Origin of the sequence: Streptomyces polygonati, from assembly GCF_042650325.1 — a bacterium.
GTDB classification, from domain to species: Bacteria; Actinomycetota; Actinomycetes; order Streptomycetales; family Streptomycetaceae; genus Actinacidiphila; species Actinacidiphila polygonati.
Map to the genome: position 1 here is coordinate 87,711 of NZ_JBHSBB010000001.1, position 19,395 is coordinate 107,105.

At 72.3% G+C, this 19,395-nt stretch carries 15 protein-coding genes and 1 pseudogene; 5 read left to right on the top strand and 11 right to left on the bottom strand.

The window, feature by feature from the left end; translation table 11 throughout:
* Window positions 1–4: 4 nt before the first annotated feature.
* A complete protein-coding gene (locus ACFO3J_RS00345; RefSeq protein WP_386424556.1) occupies window positions 5–718 on the top strand; it encodes a hypothetical protein in 714 nt (237 codons plus the stop codon).
* Between the two features lie 63 nt (window positions 719–781).
* Here ACFO3J_RS00345 and ACFO3J_RS00350 read toward each other — a convergent pair whose 3' ends face one another.
* From ACFO3J_RS00350 to ACFO3J_RS00360, 3 genes are all read right to left on the bottom strand, one after another.
* Window positions 782–1,468 (bottom strand): M24 family metallopeptidase, encoded by a 687-nt coding sequence (locus ACFO3J_RS00350; RefSeq protein ID WP_386424558.1) that lies wholly within the window; start codon window positions 1,466–1,468, stop codon window positions 782–784.
* Window positions 1,469–1,514: 46 nt separating this feature from the next.
* Complete coding sequence (locus ACFO3J_RS00355; RefSeq protein ID WP_386424561.1) at window positions 1,515–3,752, bottom strand: SpoIIE family protein phosphatase; 2,238 nt, start codon at window positions 3,750–3,752, stop codon at window positions 1,515–1,517.
* Between the two features lie 220 nt (window positions 3,753–3,972).
* Window positions 3,973–4,713, bottom strand: coding sequence for an SDR family oxidoreductase (locus ACFO3J_RS00360; RefSeq protein WP_386424565.1), 741 nt, complete (start codon window positions 4,711–4,713; stop codon window positions 3,973–3,975).
* A gap of 134 nt (window positions 4,714–4,847) precedes the next feature.
* Here ACFO3J_RS00360 and ACFO3J_RS00365 point away from each other — a divergent pair, with 134 nt between their 5' ends.
* Both ACFO3J_RS00365 and ACFO3J_RS00370 read left to right on the top strand, forming a co-directional pair.
* A complete protein-coding gene (locus ACFO3J_RS00365; protein ID WP_386424569.1) occupies window positions 4,848–5,354 on the top strand; it encodes an RrF2 family transcriptional regulator in 507 nt (168 codons plus the stop codon).
* A gap of 66 nt (window positions 5,355–5,420) precedes the next feature.
* Entirely contained in the window at window positions 5,421–7,475 is a 2,055-nt protein-coding gene (locus ACFO3J_RS00370; protein WP_386424571.1) for a SpoIIE family protein phosphatase, read from the top strand.
* 43 nt (window positions 7,476–7,518) lie between these two features.
* On the opposite strand, the gene ACFO3J_RS00375 is transcribed toward ACFO3J_RS00370, so the two are convergent.
* From ACFO3J_RS00375 to ACFO3J_RS00410, 8 genes and pseudogenes are all read right to left on the bottom strand, one after another.
* Window positions 7,519–8,694, bottom strand: coding sequence for an epoxide hydrolase family protein (locus tag ACFO3J_RS00375; RefSeq protein WP_386424574.1), 1,176 nt, complete (start codon window positions 8,692–8,694; stop codon window positions 7,519–7,521).
* 193 nt (window positions 8,695–8,887) lie between these two features.
* Window positions 8,888–9,595: pseudogene (locus ACFO3J_RS00380) on the bottom strand (MFS transporter); the annotation flags it as partial.
* Entirely contained in the window at window positions 9,592–11,382 is a 1,791-nt protein-coding gene (locus ACFO3J_RS00385) for an IucA/IucC family protein (protein ID WP_386424577.1), read from the bottom strand. The pseudogene ACFO3J_RS00380 and the gene ACFO3J_RS00385, both read right to left, overlap by 4 nt.
* Window positions 11,379–11,939, bottom strand: coding sequence for a GNAT family N-acetyltransferase (locus tag ACFO3J_RS00390; protein WP_386425073.1), 561 nt, complete (start codon window positions 11,937–11,939; stop codon window positions 11,379–11,381). The genes ACFO3J_RS00385 and ACFO3J_RS00390 overlap by 4 nt, the downstream gene beginning before the upstream one ends.
* 41 nt (window positions 11,940–11,980) lie before the next feature.
* Window positions 11,981–13,273: a lysine N(6)-hydroxylase/L-ornithine N(5)-oxygenase family protein gene (locus ACFO3J_RS00395; RefSeq protein ID WP_386424580.1), complete on the bottom strand. Its 1,293-nt coding sequence runs from the start codon at window positions 13,271–13,273 to the stop codon at window positions 11,981–11,983.
* Between the two features lie 91 nt (window positions 13,274–13,364).
* Window positions 13,365–14,936, bottom strand: a complete 1,572-nt coding sequence (locus ACFO3J_RS00400) for a pyridoxal phosphate-dependent decarboxylase family protein (protein ID WP_386424583.1) — start codon at window positions 14,934–14,936, stop codon at window positions 13,365–13,367.
* Between the two features lie 116 nt (window positions 14,937–15,052).
* Window positions 15,053–15,988 (bottom strand): siderophore-interacting protein, encoded by a 936-nt coding sequence (locus tag ACFO3J_RS00405; RefSeq protein ID WP_386424586.1) that lies wholly within the window; start codon window positions 15,986–15,988, stop codon window positions 15,053–15,055.
* A complete protein-coding gene (locus tag ACFO3J_RS00410) occupies window positions 15,985–17,055 on the bottom strand; it encodes an ABC transporter substrate-binding protein (protein ID WP_386424589.1) in 1,071 nt (356 codons plus the stop codon). Before ACFO3J_RS00410 ends, ACFO3J_RS00405 begins: the two co-directional genes overlap by 4 nt.
* 199 nt (window positions 17,056–17,254) lie before the next feature.
* On the opposite strand from ACFO3J_RS00410, the gene ACFO3J_RS00415 reads away from it, so the two are divergent.
* Both ACFO3J_RS00415 and ACFO3J_RS00420 read left to right on the top strand, forming a co-directional pair.
* Window positions 17,255–18,325 carry a FecCD family ABC transporter permease gene (locus tag ACFO3J_RS00415; protein WP_386425075.1) on the top strand — a complete coding sequence of 357 codons (1,071 nt, stop codon included), beginning with the start codon at window positions 17,255–17,257 and terminating at the stop codon, window positions 18,323–18,325.
* Window positions 18,322–19,350: a FecCD family ABC transporter permease gene (locus tag ACFO3J_RS00420; protein ID WP_386424591.1), complete on the top strand. Its 1,029-nt coding sequence runs from the start codon at window positions 18,322–18,324 to the stop codon at window positions 19,348–19,350. Before ACFO3J_RS00415 ends, ACFO3J_RS00420 begins: the two co-directional genes overlap by 4 nt.
* The last annotated feature ends 45 nt before the right edge of the window (window positions 19,351–19,395 follow it).

The window sequence follows — 19,395 nt, forward strand, 5'->3', positions numbered from 1 at the left end:
AGTCATGGAAGCGACACCACCGCAGGCGACGGCGCCGACCTTCGAGGCCGCCCTGGCCCAGCTGGGCCGGCATCTGGACCGGATGACGGGCAAGCAGCAGGGCACCGGAAAGGAGCTGCGCCACCTGTCCGACGAGCTGACCGGGCTGCGGGCACGGATCGAGGAACTGGAAAGCCTGACCAGCCGCCTGGACGGCCGTTTCACCGAGATCCTGGCGGAACGGCACCAGCAGGAGAAGCCGGACACCCTGACCCAGGAGGCTTACGGCCAGTACCAGCTCGCCGAGGATCTGAAGACGCTCTTCCTCGACATCGACCGCGACTACCGCGCTGCCCACCAGCGGGCGATGAAGACCGGGCCCACGGCCGAGCACCGGGCGAACATGCTGCATCACCTGCTCAACTGGCAGCTCACGGACAACCTCGAGTCCGAGTCCGAACTCACGAAGTACTGGAACAACGGCGGGGCCGGCCGCGGTGAGATCACCGCGCTGATCCCCCGGATCGCCGAGCTGCGCCGGGAGGCCGAGGCGCTGGACCCGAGCTGCGAGTTCTCCTTCGAGTTCGGCCCGGAGGCGGCGTACGGCGGGAGTTACGTGCCGTGGAGCGTGTGCGACCCCGAGGACGAGGCCCGGTACGCGGTCACGCCCGCCTATGTGGTCGGCCCGCGCTGCTACCTGCCGCCGCAGGTCTACACCTCACCGGTCGACCCCGGCTAGCGGATCGGCGGCCGGGGGCGGGGGATGCCGGGGATGCGGCGGAGCCGCGTCCCCGGCCGGGGGTCAGAGGTCGAGCAGTTCCTCGTAGAAGCCGCCGAAGCCCCGCTCCCGGTCGACGAGATGGATCTCCAGGATCCAGTGCAGCAGCCGCCCCGCCTCGTCCGTGCGCCGCAGCGGCTGATCGTTGGCGGGCACGATGTGGGAGTCGACGTCCTCCCAGTCGTTGTACTCCGGCGGGAACTCCCCCACCAGGTGGCCCGCGTGCCAGCCGCCCAGTTGCCAGCCCGCTTCGGCGGCCCGGCGCTCGACCTCGGCGTAGAGCTGCTCGCCGGTGATGTCCGGGTCCGCTTCGAAGGCTCGGCGCCCCGCCGCGAAGACGGTCGGCAGGTCGTCGCGCAAGCGGTGTTTGACGGGGTCGTCGCCGAGCACGAAGGTCCGCCCGAAGTCCGCCTCGAACTCCTCGAAGATCGGCCCGAAGTCGGCGAAGGCGATGTCGTCCGCGCCGATGACCCGGTCCGGCGGGTTCTCGCGGTACGGCAGCAGGGTGTTGGGGCCGGACCGCACGATCCGCTTGTGCCAGTAGTGGGTGGTCCCGAACATCTCGTTGGCCAGATCACGGATCCGGTCGCTGACCTCGCGCTCGCCGAGGCCCGCCGTGACAAGTCGCCGCGCCTCGATCTCGGCGAACAGCAGCGCCGCCTTGGCCTGGGCGTCCAGCAGCAGTGCCGCGCGGGTGGATTCGTCCGTCACCTGGCTCACCGTAGGAGCAGCGGCCCGCTTTCGGCAACCGCGTGGCTCAGCTCGTCGCCACCTCGACCCACACGGTCTTGCCGCGGCCGTTGGGTGAGCTGCCGAAGGCGGAGACGAGCGCGTCCACGATGACGAGGCCGCGGCCGTGCTCGGAGTCCCGGCCCTCCTCCTCGGAGACGACCATGAAGGACGGCACCGGCGGCGCGGCGTCGGAGTCGATGACCTCCAGCCCGATGTGGTCGGCGAACTCCCGGAGCCGCAACTGGACATCGCTGTCGGCGTGGATCAGCGCGTTGGTCGCCAGTTCGGACACGATGAGTTCCAGGGAGTCCGCGGGCAGGTCGTAGTCCCAGGCCTCCAGCTGCGACCGGACGAATCTGCGGGCCGCGGCCACGCCCCGCAGATCGTGGCGCTGGATGTCGAGCCGGCCCAGCCGCCGGGACGCGCCCAGCCGCGGGCCCTCGTAGCGCGCCAGGAGCACCACCGCGTCGTCCGTCCGGGCTTCCGGCGGCGGGAGGGCTTCCACCATCCGGTCGGCGCGCTGCTCCAGATTCTGCGTGGCGTCGTGGCCGAGGGACTCCAGGTGCAGCCGGGCACAGGTCACCGCGTCGAACGGACTGCCACTGGCGAGGCCGTCGGTGTAGAGGAACAGCAGGGTGCCCGGATCCAGGGTGCACTCGAAGTCCTGGTAGGGGGTCTCGGGTTGCACACCCAGCGGCACTCCGGGAGGGCTGGTCAGCGGGCCTTTGAGTCCTTCCTGCCCGCGGGCGACCGGCGGCGGGTGCCCGGCCAGGCAGTACGTGGCGACGCCGGAGGTCCCGTCCAGGAACATGGCGCAGCAGGTCGCGAAGAGTTCGGTGTCCATGTCCGCGAGGAGCTGGCTCGTCCGCTCCATCACCGCGGCGGGCTGGTGCCCTTCGCGGATATAGGCCAGGACCGAGGCGCGCACCTGTCCCATCACGGTGGCGCTCTCGACGCTGTGGCCCTCGACGTCTCCCACGATCAGCGCGATCCGGTCGTCGGAGAGCCTGATGACGTCGAACCAGTCCCCTCCCGACAGGGAGGTGGACACGGCCGGGAGATACCGGGCGGCCACCACGAGTTCGGGCAGCTCCGACAGCGTGCGGGGGAGCAGCCGCTTCTGCAGGCTGTGGGCGAGCTTGTGTTCGTTCTCGCCCAGGCAGACACGCTCCAGCGCGGCGCCGAGCATGCCCGCCATCACCATCATGACGGCCCTCTCCTCCGGGGCGAACGGGCGTGGTGCGCCGAAGCCCAGGCAGCACACACCGATGCAGGACCGGCTTCCCTTGAGGGGGAGATAGGCCCAGGCCTCCCAGCCGTCGTCCGCCGATCCGGGGTAGTCGGCTTTCTTCTCCGCGCGGTCGCTGTAGAAGAGGGGACGCCCCTCGCGCAGGACGTCGGCCGTCGGAGTGCGGCCGCGGGCGCTGGAACCGTGGAGGTCGCGGCCCGTGGCCGACAGCCGGCCGCTGTGGCCGACGATCCACAGGCGTCCGTCCTCCACTCTGGTGAAAGTCATCTCCTGGGCGTCGAAAGGCGTCATGAGATGCGTCTGGGCGGTGCCGGTGACATCGTCGCGGTTCACCGCGCGGTTCAGGGATCCGTCGAGTTTGAAGACCTGGTACATGAACGTGTGACCGGCGGAGCCGGGGGCGTCCGGCAGACCCCATCCGGGCACCTCCGAGGCGTCCAGCCCCGGTTGCCGCCGGTGCAGGGGGACCACGGTCGGCCAGGGCGGCGGGCCGAAGGAGATGCCCTGCTCGGCGATGGGGGCCAGCGACCGGGCGAGTTCGCCGGCCCGGTCGCCCAGCCAGCGCAGCTTCCTCGCCTGCGCCGGCACACCGTCCGCCGGCGGCCTCATGACGACGGTCAGGACGCCGAACCGGTGGCCGTCCTGGGTGATCGGCGCGGCGCCGACGCAGTAGGAGCTGAGGAAGGCGACCAGGTCGTCCCCCTCGGGCTGGACGTACGAGCCGTCCGTGACGACCGCCTGCCCGGTGCGGAACGCCTGCGCGGAGGTGTAGGTGCCGTCGAGGGGTATCCGCTCGGGCATCGCGTGCATGGCCGGCGACGTCCCGCCGATCATCGCGGCGCGCAACTCCTCGTACGCCTCGTCCACGAAGTAGACGCTGCACACCACGCCGCCGAGTTCGTCGACCGAGTCGCTGATCGCCGTGTGCAGCAGCGTCGGGACCGCCGGATTCCCGTAGCGGTAGACGCCGGTGGATTTCCCGGCCCGGGGGTCCCTCGGTTCGGTTGCGCTCATGCTCGGCCGCCCCCATCCGGGATTTCGGCTCCTGGTCCCGCTGAGCCCGTCCCGTGGACTCACGCAGGCACGATGGGTTCCCCCTCTGCTTAGCCTCTGTCCGCTTTCGCAGGCTTTATCCGCTTTTTCTGTCGTCGGCGGGCCTCCCGCTGTGCCGCGAGGGCCGACGCGCGCCGGCACCGGACCGGGGCCCGTGCCGCAGCGCGCTCCGAGCGCCCGGTCACCGGGCCTTTTGCATCCAGTCCTCGTAGCGGGTGGGCGCCAGGCGCGCGTCCGGGCCGGCGATGAGTACGTCACCGACGACGACCGCGAACATGCCGGCCTCGGCGTCGGTGACCACGGTCCTGGCGTCCTGGTGCGCCGCCAGGGTGAGCCTGCCGAGCTCGTCGAGGGGGAAGACGTCCGGGCCGGCGATGTTCCGGATCCCCTGCAGCGGAGCGCCGGTGGCGACCTCCACGACCGTGTCGACGATGTCCGCCGCGGCGATCGGCTGGATGCGGGTGGCGGGCAGCCGGACGGTGCTGTCGTCGGAGGTCCAGGACAGGACCGCGTCCATGAACTCGAAGAACTGCGTGGCGCGCACGATGGAGTACGGCGTGGGTCCCTGCCGGAGCAGCTCTTCCTGGAGGGCCTTGGCCCGGTAGTAGTCCAGCTGCGGCACCTGGTCGACGCCGACGATCGAGAGGATGACCTGGTGGCGGACGCCGGCCCGCTCCCCCGCGGCGAGCAGGTTGTCCATGGAGGTGCGGAAGAAGTCCGGCGACGCCTCGTCGAAGGTCGGGGAGTTCGCCAGGTTGATCACGACGTCGGCGCCCTCCAGCGCCTGGTCCAGACCCTTCCCGGTCAGCAGGTCGACACCGGTCGACAGGGCCGCCGGGACGGCCTCGTGTCCGGCCTCGGTCAGCTTCTGGACCACCTGCGAGCCGATCAGTCCGGTACCGCCGATAACGGTGAGCTTCATCGCTGTCACCTTTCAGGGCGTGCCGCCAGGCACGCCGGGGTTCGCGGAGGACGCATCCTCAACTCGGATACTTCTTGTCCGAGATGATAGTCGGATAGTCTTTGTCCGAGTCAACCGGGTGGGAGGGTCGAGGGATGAAGTTGTCGGGCGGCGTCGAGTGGGCCCTGCACTGCTGCGTCGTGCTCACCACGGGGACGGACCCGGTGCCCGCGGCCCGGCTCGCGGAACTGCACGACGTCTCCGGCAGCTATCTGGCCAAGCAGCTGCAGGCGCTCTCCCGGGCCGGCCTGGTGGACTCCGTCCAGGGCAAGGCGGGCGGATACGTCCTGACCAGAGCCCCGGAACTGATCTCGGTCCTCGATGTCGTGACGGCTGTCGACGGCGCGCAGCCCGCGTTCGTGTGCACCGAGATCCGCCAGCGGGGCCCGCTGGCGACACCGCGGGAGGCCTGCACCCGGCCCTGCGCGATCTCCCGCGCGATGGCCGGGGCCGATGCCGCCTGGCGCGCCGCCCTGGGGGCGATATCCATCGCGGACCTCGCCGGGAGTGTCGAGGAGGACTACGGTCCCGGCGCGCTCGCGGGCATCGGCGGCTGGCTGACCGGGCCGGACGCCGGCCAGGGCGCGGCCCCGGCCGGCTGACCGGCGGCGGCACCGCCTGCCGGCGGATCGCGGAGTAGCCGGGGACATCCGGGGCATAGGCACGGTATGTCCCGTAATGACCGCGCGGCGCCCGAGGGAGACGCGGCCGCCCGCGAGCCTGCCGACGTACTCCTGGTGGTCGACGGCGGGCTGAGGGTGACCGCCTGGACCGGGGCCGCCGGACGTCTGTGGGGCTACTCGGCCGACGAGGTGCTGCGTCGTCCCGCCGCCGCCTTGCTGGCCGACGGCGGTCCGGCGCCCGCCGACGTCTTCACGAGCGGGACCTGGTCGGGGCGGCTGCCCATCAGGCGCGGCGACGGGCGGGAGACGGCCGCCGGCCTGCGGGTCTCCCCGCTGCACGGCGGTGACGGGGGTACGGGCTGGCTGGTCTGGGCGCCCGATCCGGCCACCCGGCCCGGCCTGGATCCGGCCGCGCTGGACGCCTTCTTCGGACAGGGGCCGGTGAGCCTGGCCGTCTGGGACCGGGACCTGTGCTGCACCTGGTTCAACGACAGCGTCCACAACGGGAAGATCTTCCGCTCCGGTCCGGAGCTCGGCGGCTATGTCACCGACCTCGTGGACGCCCAGTACCCCGCGTTCCTGGAATCAGCCATGGCGGAGGTCCTGGAGACCGGTGTGCCGCTGCTCGGCCACGAATTCCGGCCGCCCGGGACGGCGGGGCGGGACGACACCTACTTCTGGGTCTCCTTCGTCCGCCTGGACGGGCCGGACGGACTGCCGCTCGGCCTGGGCTCGGTGGCGATGAAGGCCAGCGGGGAGCGGGAGAGCGCACGGTTCACCCTGCTCAGCGAGGCGGAAAGCCGCATCGGCGCCAATCTGGACCCCATGGCCACCGCGCAGGAGCTGGCGGAGACGGCGGTGCCGAACCTCGCCGACTACGTCACGATCGATCTGGCCGACGCCATCCCGCTGGGGAAGGAGCCGCTGGAGCACCTCAAGTCCACCGACGCCAGCATCCCCAGCTTCTACCGCGCCGGGGTGTCCTCCATCCACTCCGATCTGCGCGAGTCCCTGTGGCGGCGCGGAACACCGGTCTTCGTCCCGCCGGAGTCCCCCTTCACCGCGGTGCTCGACAGCCGGACCGCCCATTTCGAGCCGGTCCTCGACACCTCCCCCGGTACCTGGCTCGACAACGACCCGGACCGTGCCCGGGTCATCCACGCCACCGGGATGCACTCCCTGATGATCGTCCCGCTCCAGGCGCGCGGATCGATGCTCGGCATCGCCGTCTTCGTCCGGACCGAGAATCCGCTGCCGTTCAGCAGGGCCGATCTCGTCCTCGCCGAGGATCTGGCGGCACGGGCGTCGCTGAGCCTTGACAACGCGCTGCGCTACACCCGTGAGCGCACCGCCGCGCTCGCGCTGCAACGCGATCTGCTGCCGCAGCACCTGTCCGGCGGCGGCGCCGTCGAGGTCGCCTCCCGCTATCTGCCCTCGGACACCCATGGCGGTGTGGGCGGCGACTGGTTCGACGTCATCCCGATGCGGGACGGCCGCGTCGCGCTGGTGGTCGGCGATGTCGTCGGCCACGGCATCAACGCCGCGGCGACCATGGGCCGGCTGCGGACAGTGGTGCGCACCCTCACCAAACTGCGGGTACCGCCGGCCGAGCTGCTCACCCGGATGGACGAACTCGCGGTGGAGCTGGCCCAGGACCACGTCACCGACGCCGACCCCATGGCCCCCAATGTCGGAGCCACGTGCCTCTACATGGTCTACGACCCGGCCACCCGGCGCTGCACACTGGCGAGCGCCGGCCATCCCCCGCCCGCGATCATCTCCCCGGACGGATCGGTCGACTTCGCGGGCGTGCCCCCGGGCACACCGATCGGGGTGGGCCTGGGAACCTTCGAGTCCATCGAGCTGGAACTCGCGGAGGGCAGCGTGCTGGCGCTGTACAGCGACGGTCTGATCGAGACCCGCGACAGCGACATCGACCGGGGCCTGGAACGGCTGCGCACCGCACTGACCGGTCCCGTCACGGCCCTGGAGGACCTGTGCGCGTCGGTCATCGACAGCATGGTCTCCGACGGGCCGGCCGACGACGACACCGCGCTGCTGCTCGCCCGGACCCTCCCGCCCGGCCCCGCCGGCGGCTGAGGTCCGGCGGCGCCGGTCCGGCGGCTGAGGTCCGGCGGCGCCCTCAGCCGGTCGCCGACGACCGGTACGGGCGGAAGAACGCGCGCAGTTCCTCCGCGTACAGCTCGGGTTCCTCGAACGCCGCGAAGTGCCCGCCGCGCGGGGGCTCGGTCACCCGCACGACGTCGGCCGTACGCTCCAGCCAGGCCCGCGGCGGGCGGACGACGTCGCCGCGGAAGAGCGAGAAGCCGGACGGCACCTCGACCCGGCGGGCGTACTGCGCGGCCGGGATCGCGGCGTTGGCGCGGTACATGCGCATCGAGGAGCCGATCGTCCCGGTCAGCCAGTAGAGCGTGACGTTGGTGAGGATCTCGTCCTTCGTGAAGGACCGCTCGATGTCGCCGTCGCAGTCGCTCCACGCCCGGAGCTTCTCGACGATCCACGCGGCGAGCCCGGCTGGCGAGTCGGTGAGCCCGAACGCGGCGGTCTGGGGCTTCGTACGGTGCATGGCGGCGTAGGCGCCCTCGGTCGCGCCCCAGGCCGCGGCGCTCTCGAACCAGGCGCGCTCCTCGGGCGCGAGCTCGGCCGGATCGCCGCTGAAGACGGGCAGGCCCGCGTCGGTCCGGTGGACGGCCACGACCCGGTCGGCGTGGTCGAGCCCGAGGTAGCGGCTCACATGGCTGCCGAGGTCGCCGCCCGCCGCGCCGAACCGGGGGTAACCGAGCACGTCCATGAGCTCGGCCCACAGCCCGGCGACCGCGACGGACTCCAGCGGCGGCCCGGTGGGGCGGTCGGAGTAGCCGAAGCCCGGGATGTCGGGCACGACCACGTCGAACGCGTCGGCGGGGTCGGCGCCGTGCGAGCCCGGGTCGGTCAGCAGCGGCACGACCTTCGCGTAACGCCAGAAGGAGTCGGGCCAGCCGTGGGTCAGGATCAGCGGCAGCACCGGCCCGGCGGGCGCGACGGCCCGGGCGTGCACGAAGTGGATGCCGAGACCGCCGAGCGGGACGCGGAAGCGCGGGAGCCGGGCCAGCGCCGCCTCCTGCGCGGGCCAGTCGAAGCCGTCCGCCCAGTAGGCGACGAGTTCGCGGAGGTAGCCGAGGTCGGTCCCGAGCGACCATCCGGCGTCCTCGGGCGCGTCCGGCCAGCGTGTCGCGCGCAGCCGGACCCGGAGGTCCTCCAGCGCCGCGGGGTCGGTCTGCGGGGTGAACGGCTCCGGCCGCGGCGGGACATCAGGCATGGAAGGCATCCTAGGACGAGCGGCGCCCGCCGCCGTGGTCACCACTCGCCCGGGCGCCGGATCCGCCGGATCCGGGCGGGATGCCACCGGCGGGGACACCGCCTTCGGCGGGGCGCGGCAGACGGCCGGGCGGTCGTCCTTCGCCCCGGCCGGACATGGGGTCGTCGCCGAGGCCGGTGAAGGGGTCCGCGGCCCCGGGCGTGATCGCGAAGACCAGCGCGGACACGCCGAGGGTGGAAAGGGCGGCGCCGATCAGGTCGGGGCGGCCCTCTCCGGGGCTCTTCGACTCGGGGACCAGCGCAAGTACCGCCACCAGGCCGGCCAGCACCACCGGCAGGTTGACCAGGAAGAGCGCGCCCCACCGGAAGTGCGCCAGCAGCAGGCCGCCGATCGGCGGGCCGGCCGCGAAACCCAGCGCGCTCACCGCGGCCCAGGCACCGATCGCCCGGCCGCGCTCGGCGTCGTCGAAGACCTGGATCAACACCGTCACCGTACTGGTGACCAGGAGCGCCCCGCCCACGCCCATGCCGGCCCGGGCGGTGATCAACTGGCCGGTGGACCGGGCCAGTCCGGCGGCGAGCGAGCCCAGGCCGAAGACCGCGAGCCCGGTGAGCAGCAGTCGTCTGCGGCCGTAGCGGTCGGCGGCGGCGCCGGCGGTGAGCAGCAGGCCCGCCTGGACCAGCGAGTAGGCGTTGACGATCCACTGGATGCCGGCGGTGTCCGCGCCCAGGGAACGGTCGAGCGAGGGGATCGCCACGTTCAGCACGGTGTTGTCGAGCACCACGGCGAGCTGGACCAGGCAGACCACGGCGAGGATCGCCCAGCGGGCCGGTTGGCGGCCGTCGGCCGTGGCCGCCGTAGCGGTGACCGCCGTATCCGCCCGCGCCGGGTCCGGCGTCACGAGGCGGCGGGCGCCGGCGGCGCGAACCGTGCGATCGGGTTGGCCAGCTCGCCGACCAGTTGCAGGGCTGCCGTGGGGTCGGCCAGATCGACCATCTGCCGGTTGTCGCGCAGCTGGAGCCGGTTCAGGCAGGACAGCGGGAACCGCTCGGCGAACGGGTCGAAACGCTCGAACTTCTCGGCCAGCTGCGGCACTCGCTCCCGGTAGTCGGTGACGCAGTCCGCCACCGCGCGCCAGAAGTCCTCCTGTTCCAGCGCGCCGGCCTCGTCCAGGACGGCGGCCAGATAGCGGAAGAAGCAGTCGAAGACGTCGGTGAAGATCGACAGCAGCTTCAGGTGGTCCGGGATGTCGGCGCGGATCCGCTGGACCTCGGGGGGCAGCGCGGCCAGCGGGTCCATCACGACGATCTCTTCGGCGATGTCCTTGAAGATGGCCCGCTGGACGGTGCCGGCCTCGTCCAGTACCAGGATGACGTTCTCGCCGTGCGGCATGAAGGCCAGGTCGTAGGCGTAGAAGCTGTGCAGCAGCGGGGTGAGGTAGGCGTCCAGATAGCGGCGCAGCCAGGCGGCCGGGGCCAGGCCCGAGCGGTCGATCAGCGCGGCGGCCAGCGAGCGGCCGGCCCGGTCGGTGTGCAGCAGGGCGGCCATGGTGGCCAGCCGCTGGCCGGGCTCCAGGGAGGGCACCGGACTCTCCCGCCAGAGCGCGGCCAGCATCTTGCGGTAGGGCGAGTAGCGGTCGGTGGCGGCCTCGTACTGCCGGTGGCGGTAGCCGATCGCGGCGTGCTCGCGGATGATCGTCAGCCGGGTCCCCCGCAGCAGCTCGTCCTCGGCGATCAGCCGGGCCAGCCAGTCGTTGATGGCGGGGGTGGCCTCCATGTACGCGGCCGAGAGTCCGCGCATGAAGCCCATGTTGAGCACCGAGAGAGCGGTCTTGACGTAGTGCTTCTCCGGGTGGCCGGTGTTGAAGAAGGTCCGGATGGACTGCTGGGCGAGGTAGGAGTCCGCGCCCTCACCGAGGAAGACCAGGCGGCGCTCGGCGAGTTCACCGGCGAAGGTGACGGAGAGTTTGTTGGACCACTGCCAGGGGTGGACCGGGAAGAGGTGGTAGTCGGCCGGGTCGAGGCCGAGCCCGGTCAGTACGGCGTGCAGGCCGGCCAGCTCGGCCGCGCCCAACTCCCCCTCGATCAGGCGCTGGTAGTCGGTGTCGGCGCAGCTGGTGAAGGTGGAGTGCGAGCGCTGGGCGGCCAGCCACACCAGGTGGACCGGGCTGGCCGCCTCGGGCGCGTACCGGTGGTAGTCGTCGCCGCCGAAGCCGATCCGCCCGTTGTTGGCGACGAAGCCGGGGTGGCCGTCGGTCATCCCGGTCTCGACGGCCTGGAAGCCGGCCCCGGCAAGTTCGGCGGCGCTGACGTCCGTCTTGTCGAGTTTGTAGGCGCTGCCGGACAGGGTGGAGCTGATCTCCTCCAGATAGACCGGCAGTACCTGCTCGGACAGGCCCAGCGTCCGCCGCAGTTCGACGAGGAAGTCCACCGCGTCCAGCGGGAGTTCGCTGTCGCCGCGCCATCGCGTGATGGAGTCGGCGGCGATCTGCCAGTGGTCCAGCCACAGCAGTCGGGCGGTGAAGCGGTATTCCACCGAGCGGTCGTCGCCGCGCACCACGAAGCGGTTCGCGCCGATCGGCTCGGGCACCAGCAGCCGCTCGTGGGCGAACTCGGCCAGCGCCTTGCGGACCAGCAGCCGGTTGGCCGCCGCCCAGGTGTCCGGCCTGAGATGGGGGACGGGGTTCACGCGGTCACTCCTCGGGTGGCGGCGGCGAACCGCTCGCGGGTGCAGAAGCTGAGCAGCGCCTCCTTCTCGGGCTTGCCGACCGGGCCGGCCGGCTCGAAGCCGACGGCCGCGTTCAGGGCGTGCACGGCGGTGTTGCGGATGTCGGGTTCGACCACCACCCGGCGTACGGCCGGGTCGTCCAGCACGAAGGCCATCACGGTGGTGATCACCGCCCGGGTGAAGCCGTGCACGGGGGTGTCGGTGGGTGCGCACAGGAAGTGCATGCCGGTGTCGCCGGGCTCGGAGGCGTACAGGCCGGCCAGTTCGACGTGCGCGGGGTCGTAGCGCTCCACCAGAAAGGCGGGCCGGCCCTCCAGCAGGCCGATGAACGCGTCGCGGTACGGATCGTCGAGGAGCGTGCGGTACTCCGCCGCCACCTCGGCGACCGACAGGCCCCGCATCATCCAGAAGCGTGCCTTGGGGTGGGTGACCCAGTCATGCAGCAGTCCGGCGTCGGCCGGCAGGTCGAGCCGGCGGACGGCGAACCGGCCGAGGACGGGGTCGGTTCGGGAGAACAGGACGGTGCCCGGGTCCTGCCGGGCGCTCGTGGGACGCTCGTTCACGAGATCACGTCCTCCGGGGCCCCGAACTCCTGGAAGGCGATGGCCTTCTCGATCGGGTAGACCTCGCGGCCGGTCAGCTCGCGGACGATCCACGAGTTGCGGTACGGGCCCATGCCGAGGTCCGGTGAGGTGATGCTGTGGGTGTGGGTGGCGCTGTTCTGCAGGAAGATCCCGCGGCCGGTGGTGTCGATGCTGTAATTGCGCGCCACGTCGAAGCGGCCCCGGCCGTCCCAGCGGATCCGGTCGCGCACCGGCGCGAGGAAGTCCGGGACGCGGTACTCGTAGCCGGTGGCCAGCACCAGTCCCTCCGTGCCGAGCGAGAAGTCGCGCCGCTGCTCGGTGTGGCGCAGGCCGAGTGTGTAGCGCCCGGTCGCCTCCTCCCAGGAGGCGCTGTGCAGCGCGGTGTTGGTGAACAGCCTGGTGGGCACCGGGCCGCTGACGCTCTGCTGGTAGAGCAGGTCGTGGATGCTGTTGATCAGATCCGCGTCGACTCCCTTGAACAGGCCCTTCTGCTCGGCCTCCAGCCGGTAGCGGGTCTCCTCGGGCAGCGCGTGGAAGTAGTCGACGTACTCCGGAGAGGTCATCTCCAGGGTGAGCTTGGTGTACTCCAGCGGGAAGAACCGGGGTGAGCGGGTGACCCAGTTGAGCCGGTAGCCGTGCGCGCCGGCCTCGGACAGCAGGTCGTAGTAGATCTCGGCCGCGCTCTGGCCGCTGCCGACCACGGTGATGCTCCGCTTGGCCTGGAGAGCCGGTTTCGCCTTCAGGTAGCCGGAGTTGTGCACCAGGTCGCCGCCCAGCTCCCGGCATGCCTCGGGCAGGTGCGGCGGGGTGCCCGTGCCGAGCACCAGGTGCCGGGCACGGTGCCGGACCACCTCGTCGCCGACCGTCGAGGTGACGGTGTAGAGCCCGTCGTCCTCGCCGTACTCGACCAGCGAGACCCGGTGCCCGAAGCGGACGCCGGGCAGCCGGCCGGCCGCCCAGCGGCAGTACTCGTTGTACTCGCGGCGTACCGGGTAGAACTTCTCGCGGATGTAGAACGGGTAGAGCCGACCTGACTCCTTGAGGTAGTTCAGGAAGGAGTACGGCGAGGTCGGATCGGCCAGGGTGACCAGGTCTGCCATGAACGGGGTCTGCAGGGTGGCGAAGTCCAGCAGCATCCCCGGGTGCCAGTCGAACTCCGGCTTGCTCTCCAGGAACAGCCCGTCGAGTTGCTCGATCGGCGCGGTCAGGCAGGCCAGGCCCAGGTTGTAGGGGCCGAGCCCGATGGCGATGAAGTCATGGGTGGACATACGTCTCTCCCGTGGCAGGGGTCGGTCGTGGCAGGGGTCGGTCGTGGCGGGTCGGGGCGGGCGGCGGCACGGCGTGGGGCGAGCCGGGGCCTCAGGACGGGCTTCGGTCGGTGCTCCGGCCGTGGCCGGCGGAGGACCGCTCGGCGAGGTGGCGTTCGGCGTGTCCGGCCAGCAGGTCGAGAACCTGGACGATGTCGGCGAGGCCGGTCTCGGGGTTGAGCAGGGTGAACTTCAGGTAGTGCTTGCCGTCCACCTTGGTGCCGGCCACCACGGCCTCACCGGAGGCGGCCAGCGCCTCGCGGGCGTACAGGTTGGCGGCGTCGGCCGTCGTGTCGTCCCGGTCGGCCTGCGGCAGGTAGCGGAAGACCACGGTGGACAGCTGGGAGCGGGTGACCACTTCGAACCGGGGGTCGGCGACGAGCAGGTCGTGGGCCGCCGCGGCGCGGTCGACGACCTCGTCGAAGAGCGCGCCGACCGCGTCCGCGCCCATGACGCGCAAGGTGAGCCAGAGCTTGAGCGCGTCGAAACGGCGGGTGGTCTGGAGGGACTTGTCCACCTGGTTGGGGATCCGCTGCTCGACCGTCCGGGCCGGGTTGAGGTAGTCCGCGTAGTAGGTGGCGTGCCGCAGCAGCGCGCCGTCGGACACCACCAGGGCGCTGGAACTCACCGGCTGGAAGAAGGACTTGTGGTAGTCCACGGTCACCGAGTGGGCCCGCTCGACGCCGTCGAGCAGCTGCCGGCGGGTCGGCGAGACCAGCAGACCGCAGCCGTAGGCGGCGTCCACATGGAGCCAGTTGCCGTCGCGCTCGCAGAGTTCGGCGATGGCGGGCAGCGGGTCGATGGAGCCGAAGTCGGTGGTGCCGGCGGTGGCCACCACCGCCATCACCAGCAGGCCCTGGCGCCGGCAGCGCTCCAGCTCGGCCGCCAGCGCGGCGGGCCGCATCCGCCGGCTCCGGTCGGTCGGGACCACGATCACGGCGTCCATGTCCAGGCCGAGCATTTTGGCGGACTTCTTGACGCTGAAGTGGCTGGCCTCCGAAGCGATGACGCGCAGCCTCGGCAGCAGTTCGTGACGGGCGGGGGGCGGCACGGTGCCCGCCGCCGCGCGGGCCAGCGCCTCCTCGCGGGCCAGCAGCAGGGCCTGGAGGTTGGACTGGCTGCCGCCGCTGGTGAAGATGCCGTCGGCGTCCACCCCGAAGCCGATCCGGCCGGCCGTCCAGTCGACCAGGCGGCGCTCGATCAGCGTGCCGCCCGCGCTCTGGTCCCAGGTGTCCAGCGAGGAGTTGACGGCGGTGAGGACCGCCTCGGCGAGCAGCGCGGGGATGACCACCGGGCAGTTGAGGTGGGCCAGATAGCGCGGGTGGTGGAAGTAGACCGCGTCCCGCAGATAGACCTCCTCCAGTTCGTCGAGCGCGGCGGCCGGGTCGTTCAGCGGGTGGTCGAGGTCGATGCCGGATATCTCCGGGGCCAGTCGCTGCGGGCTGATCCCGCTGAACGGGCGCTCGGTGCGGGCGATCCGGTCGGCCACCCGCTCGATGCCGCCGGCCATCGAGCGGCGGTAGTCCGCCAGGGTGAGGTTGTTGAACAGATGCTTTCTCGCGTCTTCCGCCGCGGTGGCAGTGCGGGCCGACGGGGCCTCAATGGTGTGTCCCTGAAAGCTCATGGCCAGACCTCAGCAGTCACAGAAGGAGGGGAGGAAGTTAGGTTAGCCTAACCTAACTTTAGCGGGTGCCCAAGACCCCCTCCGGCCGGGAGAGGGCCCTGGGACAGCAGGCGGAGCTATCCGGCGTCGGGCGCCTGGGCCTCCGCCCGAAGCTGTTCCTCGGAGGCGCCGCGGCGCCAGTATCCGGAGAACTCGACGGACGCGCGGTCGAGGCCCCGCTCGCCGACCACGTGCCGGCGCAGCGCCCTGACCATGGCCGACTCGCCCGCGATCCAGGCGTACGGCGCTCCTTCGGGCAGTTCGGCGGCCCGTACGGCCCCGGTCAGCGGCCCGCCGCCGGCCGGTTCGCCCGCCGTACGGTCCCGGTCGCCGCGGACCAGCCAGACGATCTCCGCGTCGGCCGCGCTGGGCAGGTCCTGGATGTCCTCGGAGTACGGCACCTCGATCCAGGCCTTGACCCGGCTGCCGGCCGGCAGCCACTCCAGGATTCCGCCGACCGCGGGCAGTGCGGTCTCGTCGGCGGCGAGCAGTATCCAGTCGGTGCCCGCGGGGGGTTGGAAGCGCACGCTGCGGTTGTCCGCCACCGCCGGGCCCAGCAGGACCACTTGGTCACCCGGCGCGGCCCGCGCGGCCCACCGCGAGGCCGGCCCGGCCGCTCCCGCCGGGCCCCCCGGTCCGGCGCCGTGCAGCGCGAAGTCCACGTCCACCTCGGCGCTCCCCCGGCGCTGCGAGCGGATGGTGTACGAGCGCATCACCGCCCGCTCCTCTTCGGGCTGGCTCCGCCACCGCTGGAACCATCCCTCGTCGGCGTCGGCCGGGATCAGCGGAGCGGCCTGGCCCGGCCGCGGCAGGAAGAGCGAGAAGCTCTGGTCCCGGCCGCCGGAGGCGAAGGACGCCAACTGCTCGCCGCCGAAGGTGATCCGGACCAGCGTGGGGCCGAGCCGGCGGCTGCTCACCACGTGTGCCCGGAAGAAACGGAACTGGCCGGCGATCGGCTTCGCGCCGCCGACCGCGGCCCCGGCATCGGACCCGGTCGCCCGCGCGGCGTTCAACTGACCTTCTTGGTCGACTCGACGGCCTTGGTGAGCCGCTCCAGCAACGGCGCCGCGCCGGCATAGGAGAAGCGCGGCACCGCGCTCCACGGAGTGATCTGCCGGGCCTTCACCGCCGGCAGCCTGCCCCAGGCCGGCTTGCCCGCCAGGTCCTCGGGCTGCAGCGAGGTGCCGCGGTCGTCCAGCAGGATCAGGTCGGCCGGGTATTTGTCGGCGTTCTCCCAGCTGAGGCTCTCGAAGTAGCCCCCGGGGTCCGGCTTGTCCGGCACCACGATGTCGACGCCGAGTTGGGCGAAGTACATCAGGTCGGTGCTGACCCGGGGATTGGAGACATAGAACAGGTCCGGGCTGCCGGAGCCGGCCAGCACCCGGACGCCGCCGGCCGCCTTGGCGGCCCGCCGCAGGCTCTCGGCGGCGGCCTCGAAGCGGGCCTTGGCGTCGGTGACCTTCCTGGCCTTCAGGTCGGCGCCCAGCGAGGCGGCCAGTTCGGCGTAGCGCTCGATCGGCCGGGTGATCGGCACCCGGCCCACGGTGATCGCCGCCACGGTCGGGTTGACCTGGAGGATCTTGCTCTTGCTCTCGTCCGGCACGTACCAGAGGGCCCCCGGGTCGTACATGTGGGTGACCAGCAGGTCGGGCCGCAGCGCCGCGTACTTCTCGATGTCGAACTCGCCGTAGGCGTTGCCGATGATCGCCACCCTGTCCACATCCAGGTCGCCGGCCTGCGGGTCGGCCTTTCCGTCCGCGGCCCTGGTCTCGCCGAAGACACCGACGATCTGCCGGTCCAGGCCGAAATCGACCAGGGCGGCCGCGGTGCCGGTGAAGGCGACGACGCGCGCCGGAGCGGCCGGGGCGGTGAGGTGCTTGGGCTGGTCGTCGGTGAAGGACCAGGGGCCCTTGACCGCGGAGGCGGACGCGCCCGGTGACGCGCCGGCCGAGGCGCCCGCGGCGGCGGCTCCGCCCCGGGAGCCGCCGCCGCAGGCGGTCAGCAGAGCGCCCAGCGCGGTGGCGCCGCCCGCGGCGATCAGACCTCGGCGGGAGACCTGGCTGGCGGTTCTGGAATCCATGGGCGTTTTCTCTCTCATTCTCTCTCATCCGAGCCGGACCGGGACAGGCTCCCGGCGCAATGCAGGGTAACCTAACTTAGGTTAGGCTAACCTAATCGTCGTTCCTGTCCAGAGGGAGCATCAGTTCCTCCCAGCGCTTCGGAGCCCACCCGTGCGTTTCATCAAGTCACCCCAGGACCAGCAGAGTTCACCGGGCATCCTGGTAAGTCCCCGCGCCCTGCCGCAGATCGGCGGTGATCCGCCCGGGACCGACCCGGAGCCGAACGGCCGCGCATCGGTGGCCCGCACCGCCCTGCGGGCCAGCGGCCCGCTGCTCGCGGTGCTCGTCCTGCTGGCCGTACTGGCCCTGAGCATCGGCGTCGGAGCCAAGGCGCTCTCCCCCGCCCAGGTCTGGCACGGCCTGGTCGACCGCGACTCGCCCGACTACGCCGTGGTGCACGCGATGCGCCTGCCGCGCACCCTGCTCGGCCTGCTGGCCGGCGCCGCGCTCGGGCTGGCCGGCGGCCTCATGCAGGCCCTGACCCGCAATCCGCTCGCCGATCCCGGCCTGCTCGGGATCAACGCCGGCGCCTCGGCCGCCGTGGTCACCGCGACCTCGCTGCTGGGCGTGGCCACCTTCGACGGCTATGTGTGGTTCGCGCTGGCCGGAAGCGCGGCCGTCGCCGTCCTGGTCTACGCGGTCGGCGGCGGAGGCGCGGCCACCCCGGCCCGCCTCGCGCTGGCCGGCTCGGCGCTCAACGCCGCGCTCTACTCGTATGTGAGCGCGGTGATGCTGCTGGACACCGACTCGCTGGACAAGATGCGCTTCTGGACCGTCGGCTCGCTGGCCGACGCGCGGTCCGGGACGGTGGTCAAGGTCCTGCCGTTCATCGCGGCGGGTCTGCTGCTGGCGCTGGCGCTGGCCCGTCCGCTGAACGCGCTGGCGCTCGGGGACGACGCCGCCCGGGCGCTCGGCGCGCGGCCCGAACTGGTCCGCGGCGCCGCGATCCTGGCGGTCACCCTGCTGTGCGGGGCGGCCACCGCGGCCTGCGGGCCGATCGTCTTCGTCGGTCTGATGGTCCCGCATCTCGTCCGCGCGCTGACCGGGCCCGACCTGCGCCGGCTGCTGCTGTACTGCGCGCTTCTCGCCCCGGTCCTGCTGCTCGGCTCCGACGTGCTGGGACGGGTGCTGGGCCGCCCGGGCGAGCTCCAGGTCGGTGTCGTCACGGCGGTCCTCGGCGGACCGTTCTTCCTCTACTTCGCCCGCCGCGGAAAGGTGGCCCGGATATGAGCACGATCCGTTTCGGCCCGGGCTGGTCGCTGCGCTACCGGCCGCGCGCGCTGGCCGCGGCGGCGGGCTGCGCGCTGCTGGCGCTGCTGGTGGGCGTCCTCAGCCTGGGCAGCGGCAGCTACCCGATCGGCCCCGGGGAGGTGCTGCGGACCCTGGCCGGCGGTGGCACCCCCGCCGAGGACTTCGTCGTCAACCAGCTGCGGCTGCCCCGCGTCGTCACCGCGCTGCTGGTCGGCGCCGCGCTGGCGCTGGCCGGCGCGCTCTTCCAGTCGCTGGTGCGCAATCCGCTCGGCAGCCCCGATGTGCTCGGCTTCACCCAGGGCGCGGCCACCGGCGCGCTGCTGGTCGTGGTGGCGGGCGGCAGCAGCCTGGCGCTGGCGGCGGGTGCCGCGGCCGGCGGTGTGCTGACCGGGGCGCTGGTCTGCGCGCTCGCCTGGCGCGGCGGCCTGCACAGCGGCCGGCTGGTCCTGATCGGTATCGGCACCGCGGCCATCCTGACCGGGGTCAACGGCTATCTGCTGACCCGGACCCAGCTGACGGAGGCGGCCCGCGCGGTGCTCTGGCTGACCGGCAGCCTCGACGGCCGGGGCTGGGGCGACGCGATGCCGCTGATCGTCGCGCTCGGCCTGCTGGGGCCGCTCGTACTGCTGGGCTGCGGGCCGGCGCTGCGGATGCTGGAGCTGGGCGATGACACGGCGGCCGGCCTCGGCGTACGGGTCGAACCGCTGCGGCTCGGCCTGCTGGCCGCGGCCGTGCTGCTCGCCTCGCTCGCGGCGGCGGCCGCCGGGCCGGTCTCCTTCGTGGCGCTGACCGCCCCTCAGCTGACCCGGCGGCTGACCGGGACCCCCGGCCCCCATCTGCTCGCCTCGATGTGGACCGGTGCCGCGCTGCTGGTGACCGCCGACTGGGCGGCCGCGCGGCTCGTCGGCGGCCACCAGCTGCCGGTCGGCGTGGTGACCGGCCTGCTCGGCGGCGGCTATCTCGTATGGCTGCTGGCCGGCGAGCGACGGGCGGGCCGGCTATGACCGCGTCCCCTTCCCGGCGGACCGTGACGGACCACGACGTACAAG

What these genes read in the sequence shown, in the direction of transcription:
- ACFO3J_RS00345 (WP_386424556.1), top strand. Translation starts at nt 5, where the DNA reads ATGGAAGCGACACCACCGCAGGCGACGGCGCCGACCTTCGAGGCCGCC.
- ACFO3J_RS00355 (WP_386424561.1), bottom strand. Translation starts at nt 3,752, where the DNA reads ATGAGCGCAACCGAACCGAGGGACCCCCGGGCCGGGAAATCCACCGGC.
- ACFO3J_RS00360 (WP_386424565.1), bottom strand. Translation starts at nt 4,713, where the DNA reads ATGAAGCTCACCGTTATCGGCGGTACCGGACTGATCGGCTCGCAGGTG.
- ACFO3J_RS00365 (WP_386424569.1), top strand. Translation starts at nt 4,848, where the DNA reads ATGAAGTTGTCGGGCGGCGTCGAGTGGGCCCTGCACTGCTGCGTCGTG.
- ACFO3J_RS00370 (WP_386424571.1), top strand. Translation starts at nt 5,421, where the DNA reads ATGTCCCGTAATGACCGCGCGGCGCCCGAGGGAGACGCGGCCGCCCGC.
- ACFO3J_RS00375 (WP_386424574.1), bottom strand. Translation starts at nt 8,694, where the DNA reads ATGCCTGATGTCCCGCCGCGGCCGGAGCCGTTCACCCCGCAGACCGAC.
- ACFO3J_RS00395 (WP_386424580.1), bottom strand. Translation starts at nt 13,273, where the DNA reads ATGTCCACCCATGACTTCATCGCCATCGGGCTCGGCCCCTACAACCTG.
- ACFO3J_RS00400 (WP_386424583.1), bottom strand. Translation starts at nt 14,936, where the DNA reads ATGAGCTTTCAGGGACACACCATTGAGGCCCCGTCGGCCCGCACTGCC.
- ACFO3J_RS00410 (WP_386424589.1), bottom strand. Translation starts at nt 17,055, where the DNA reads ATGGATTCCAGAACCGCCAGCCAGGTCTCCCGCCGAGGTCTGATCGCC.
- ACFO3J_RS00420 (WP_386424591.1), top strand. Translation starts at nt 18,322, where the DNA reads ATGAGCACGATCCGTTTCGGCCCGGGCTGGTCGCTGCGCTACCGGCCG.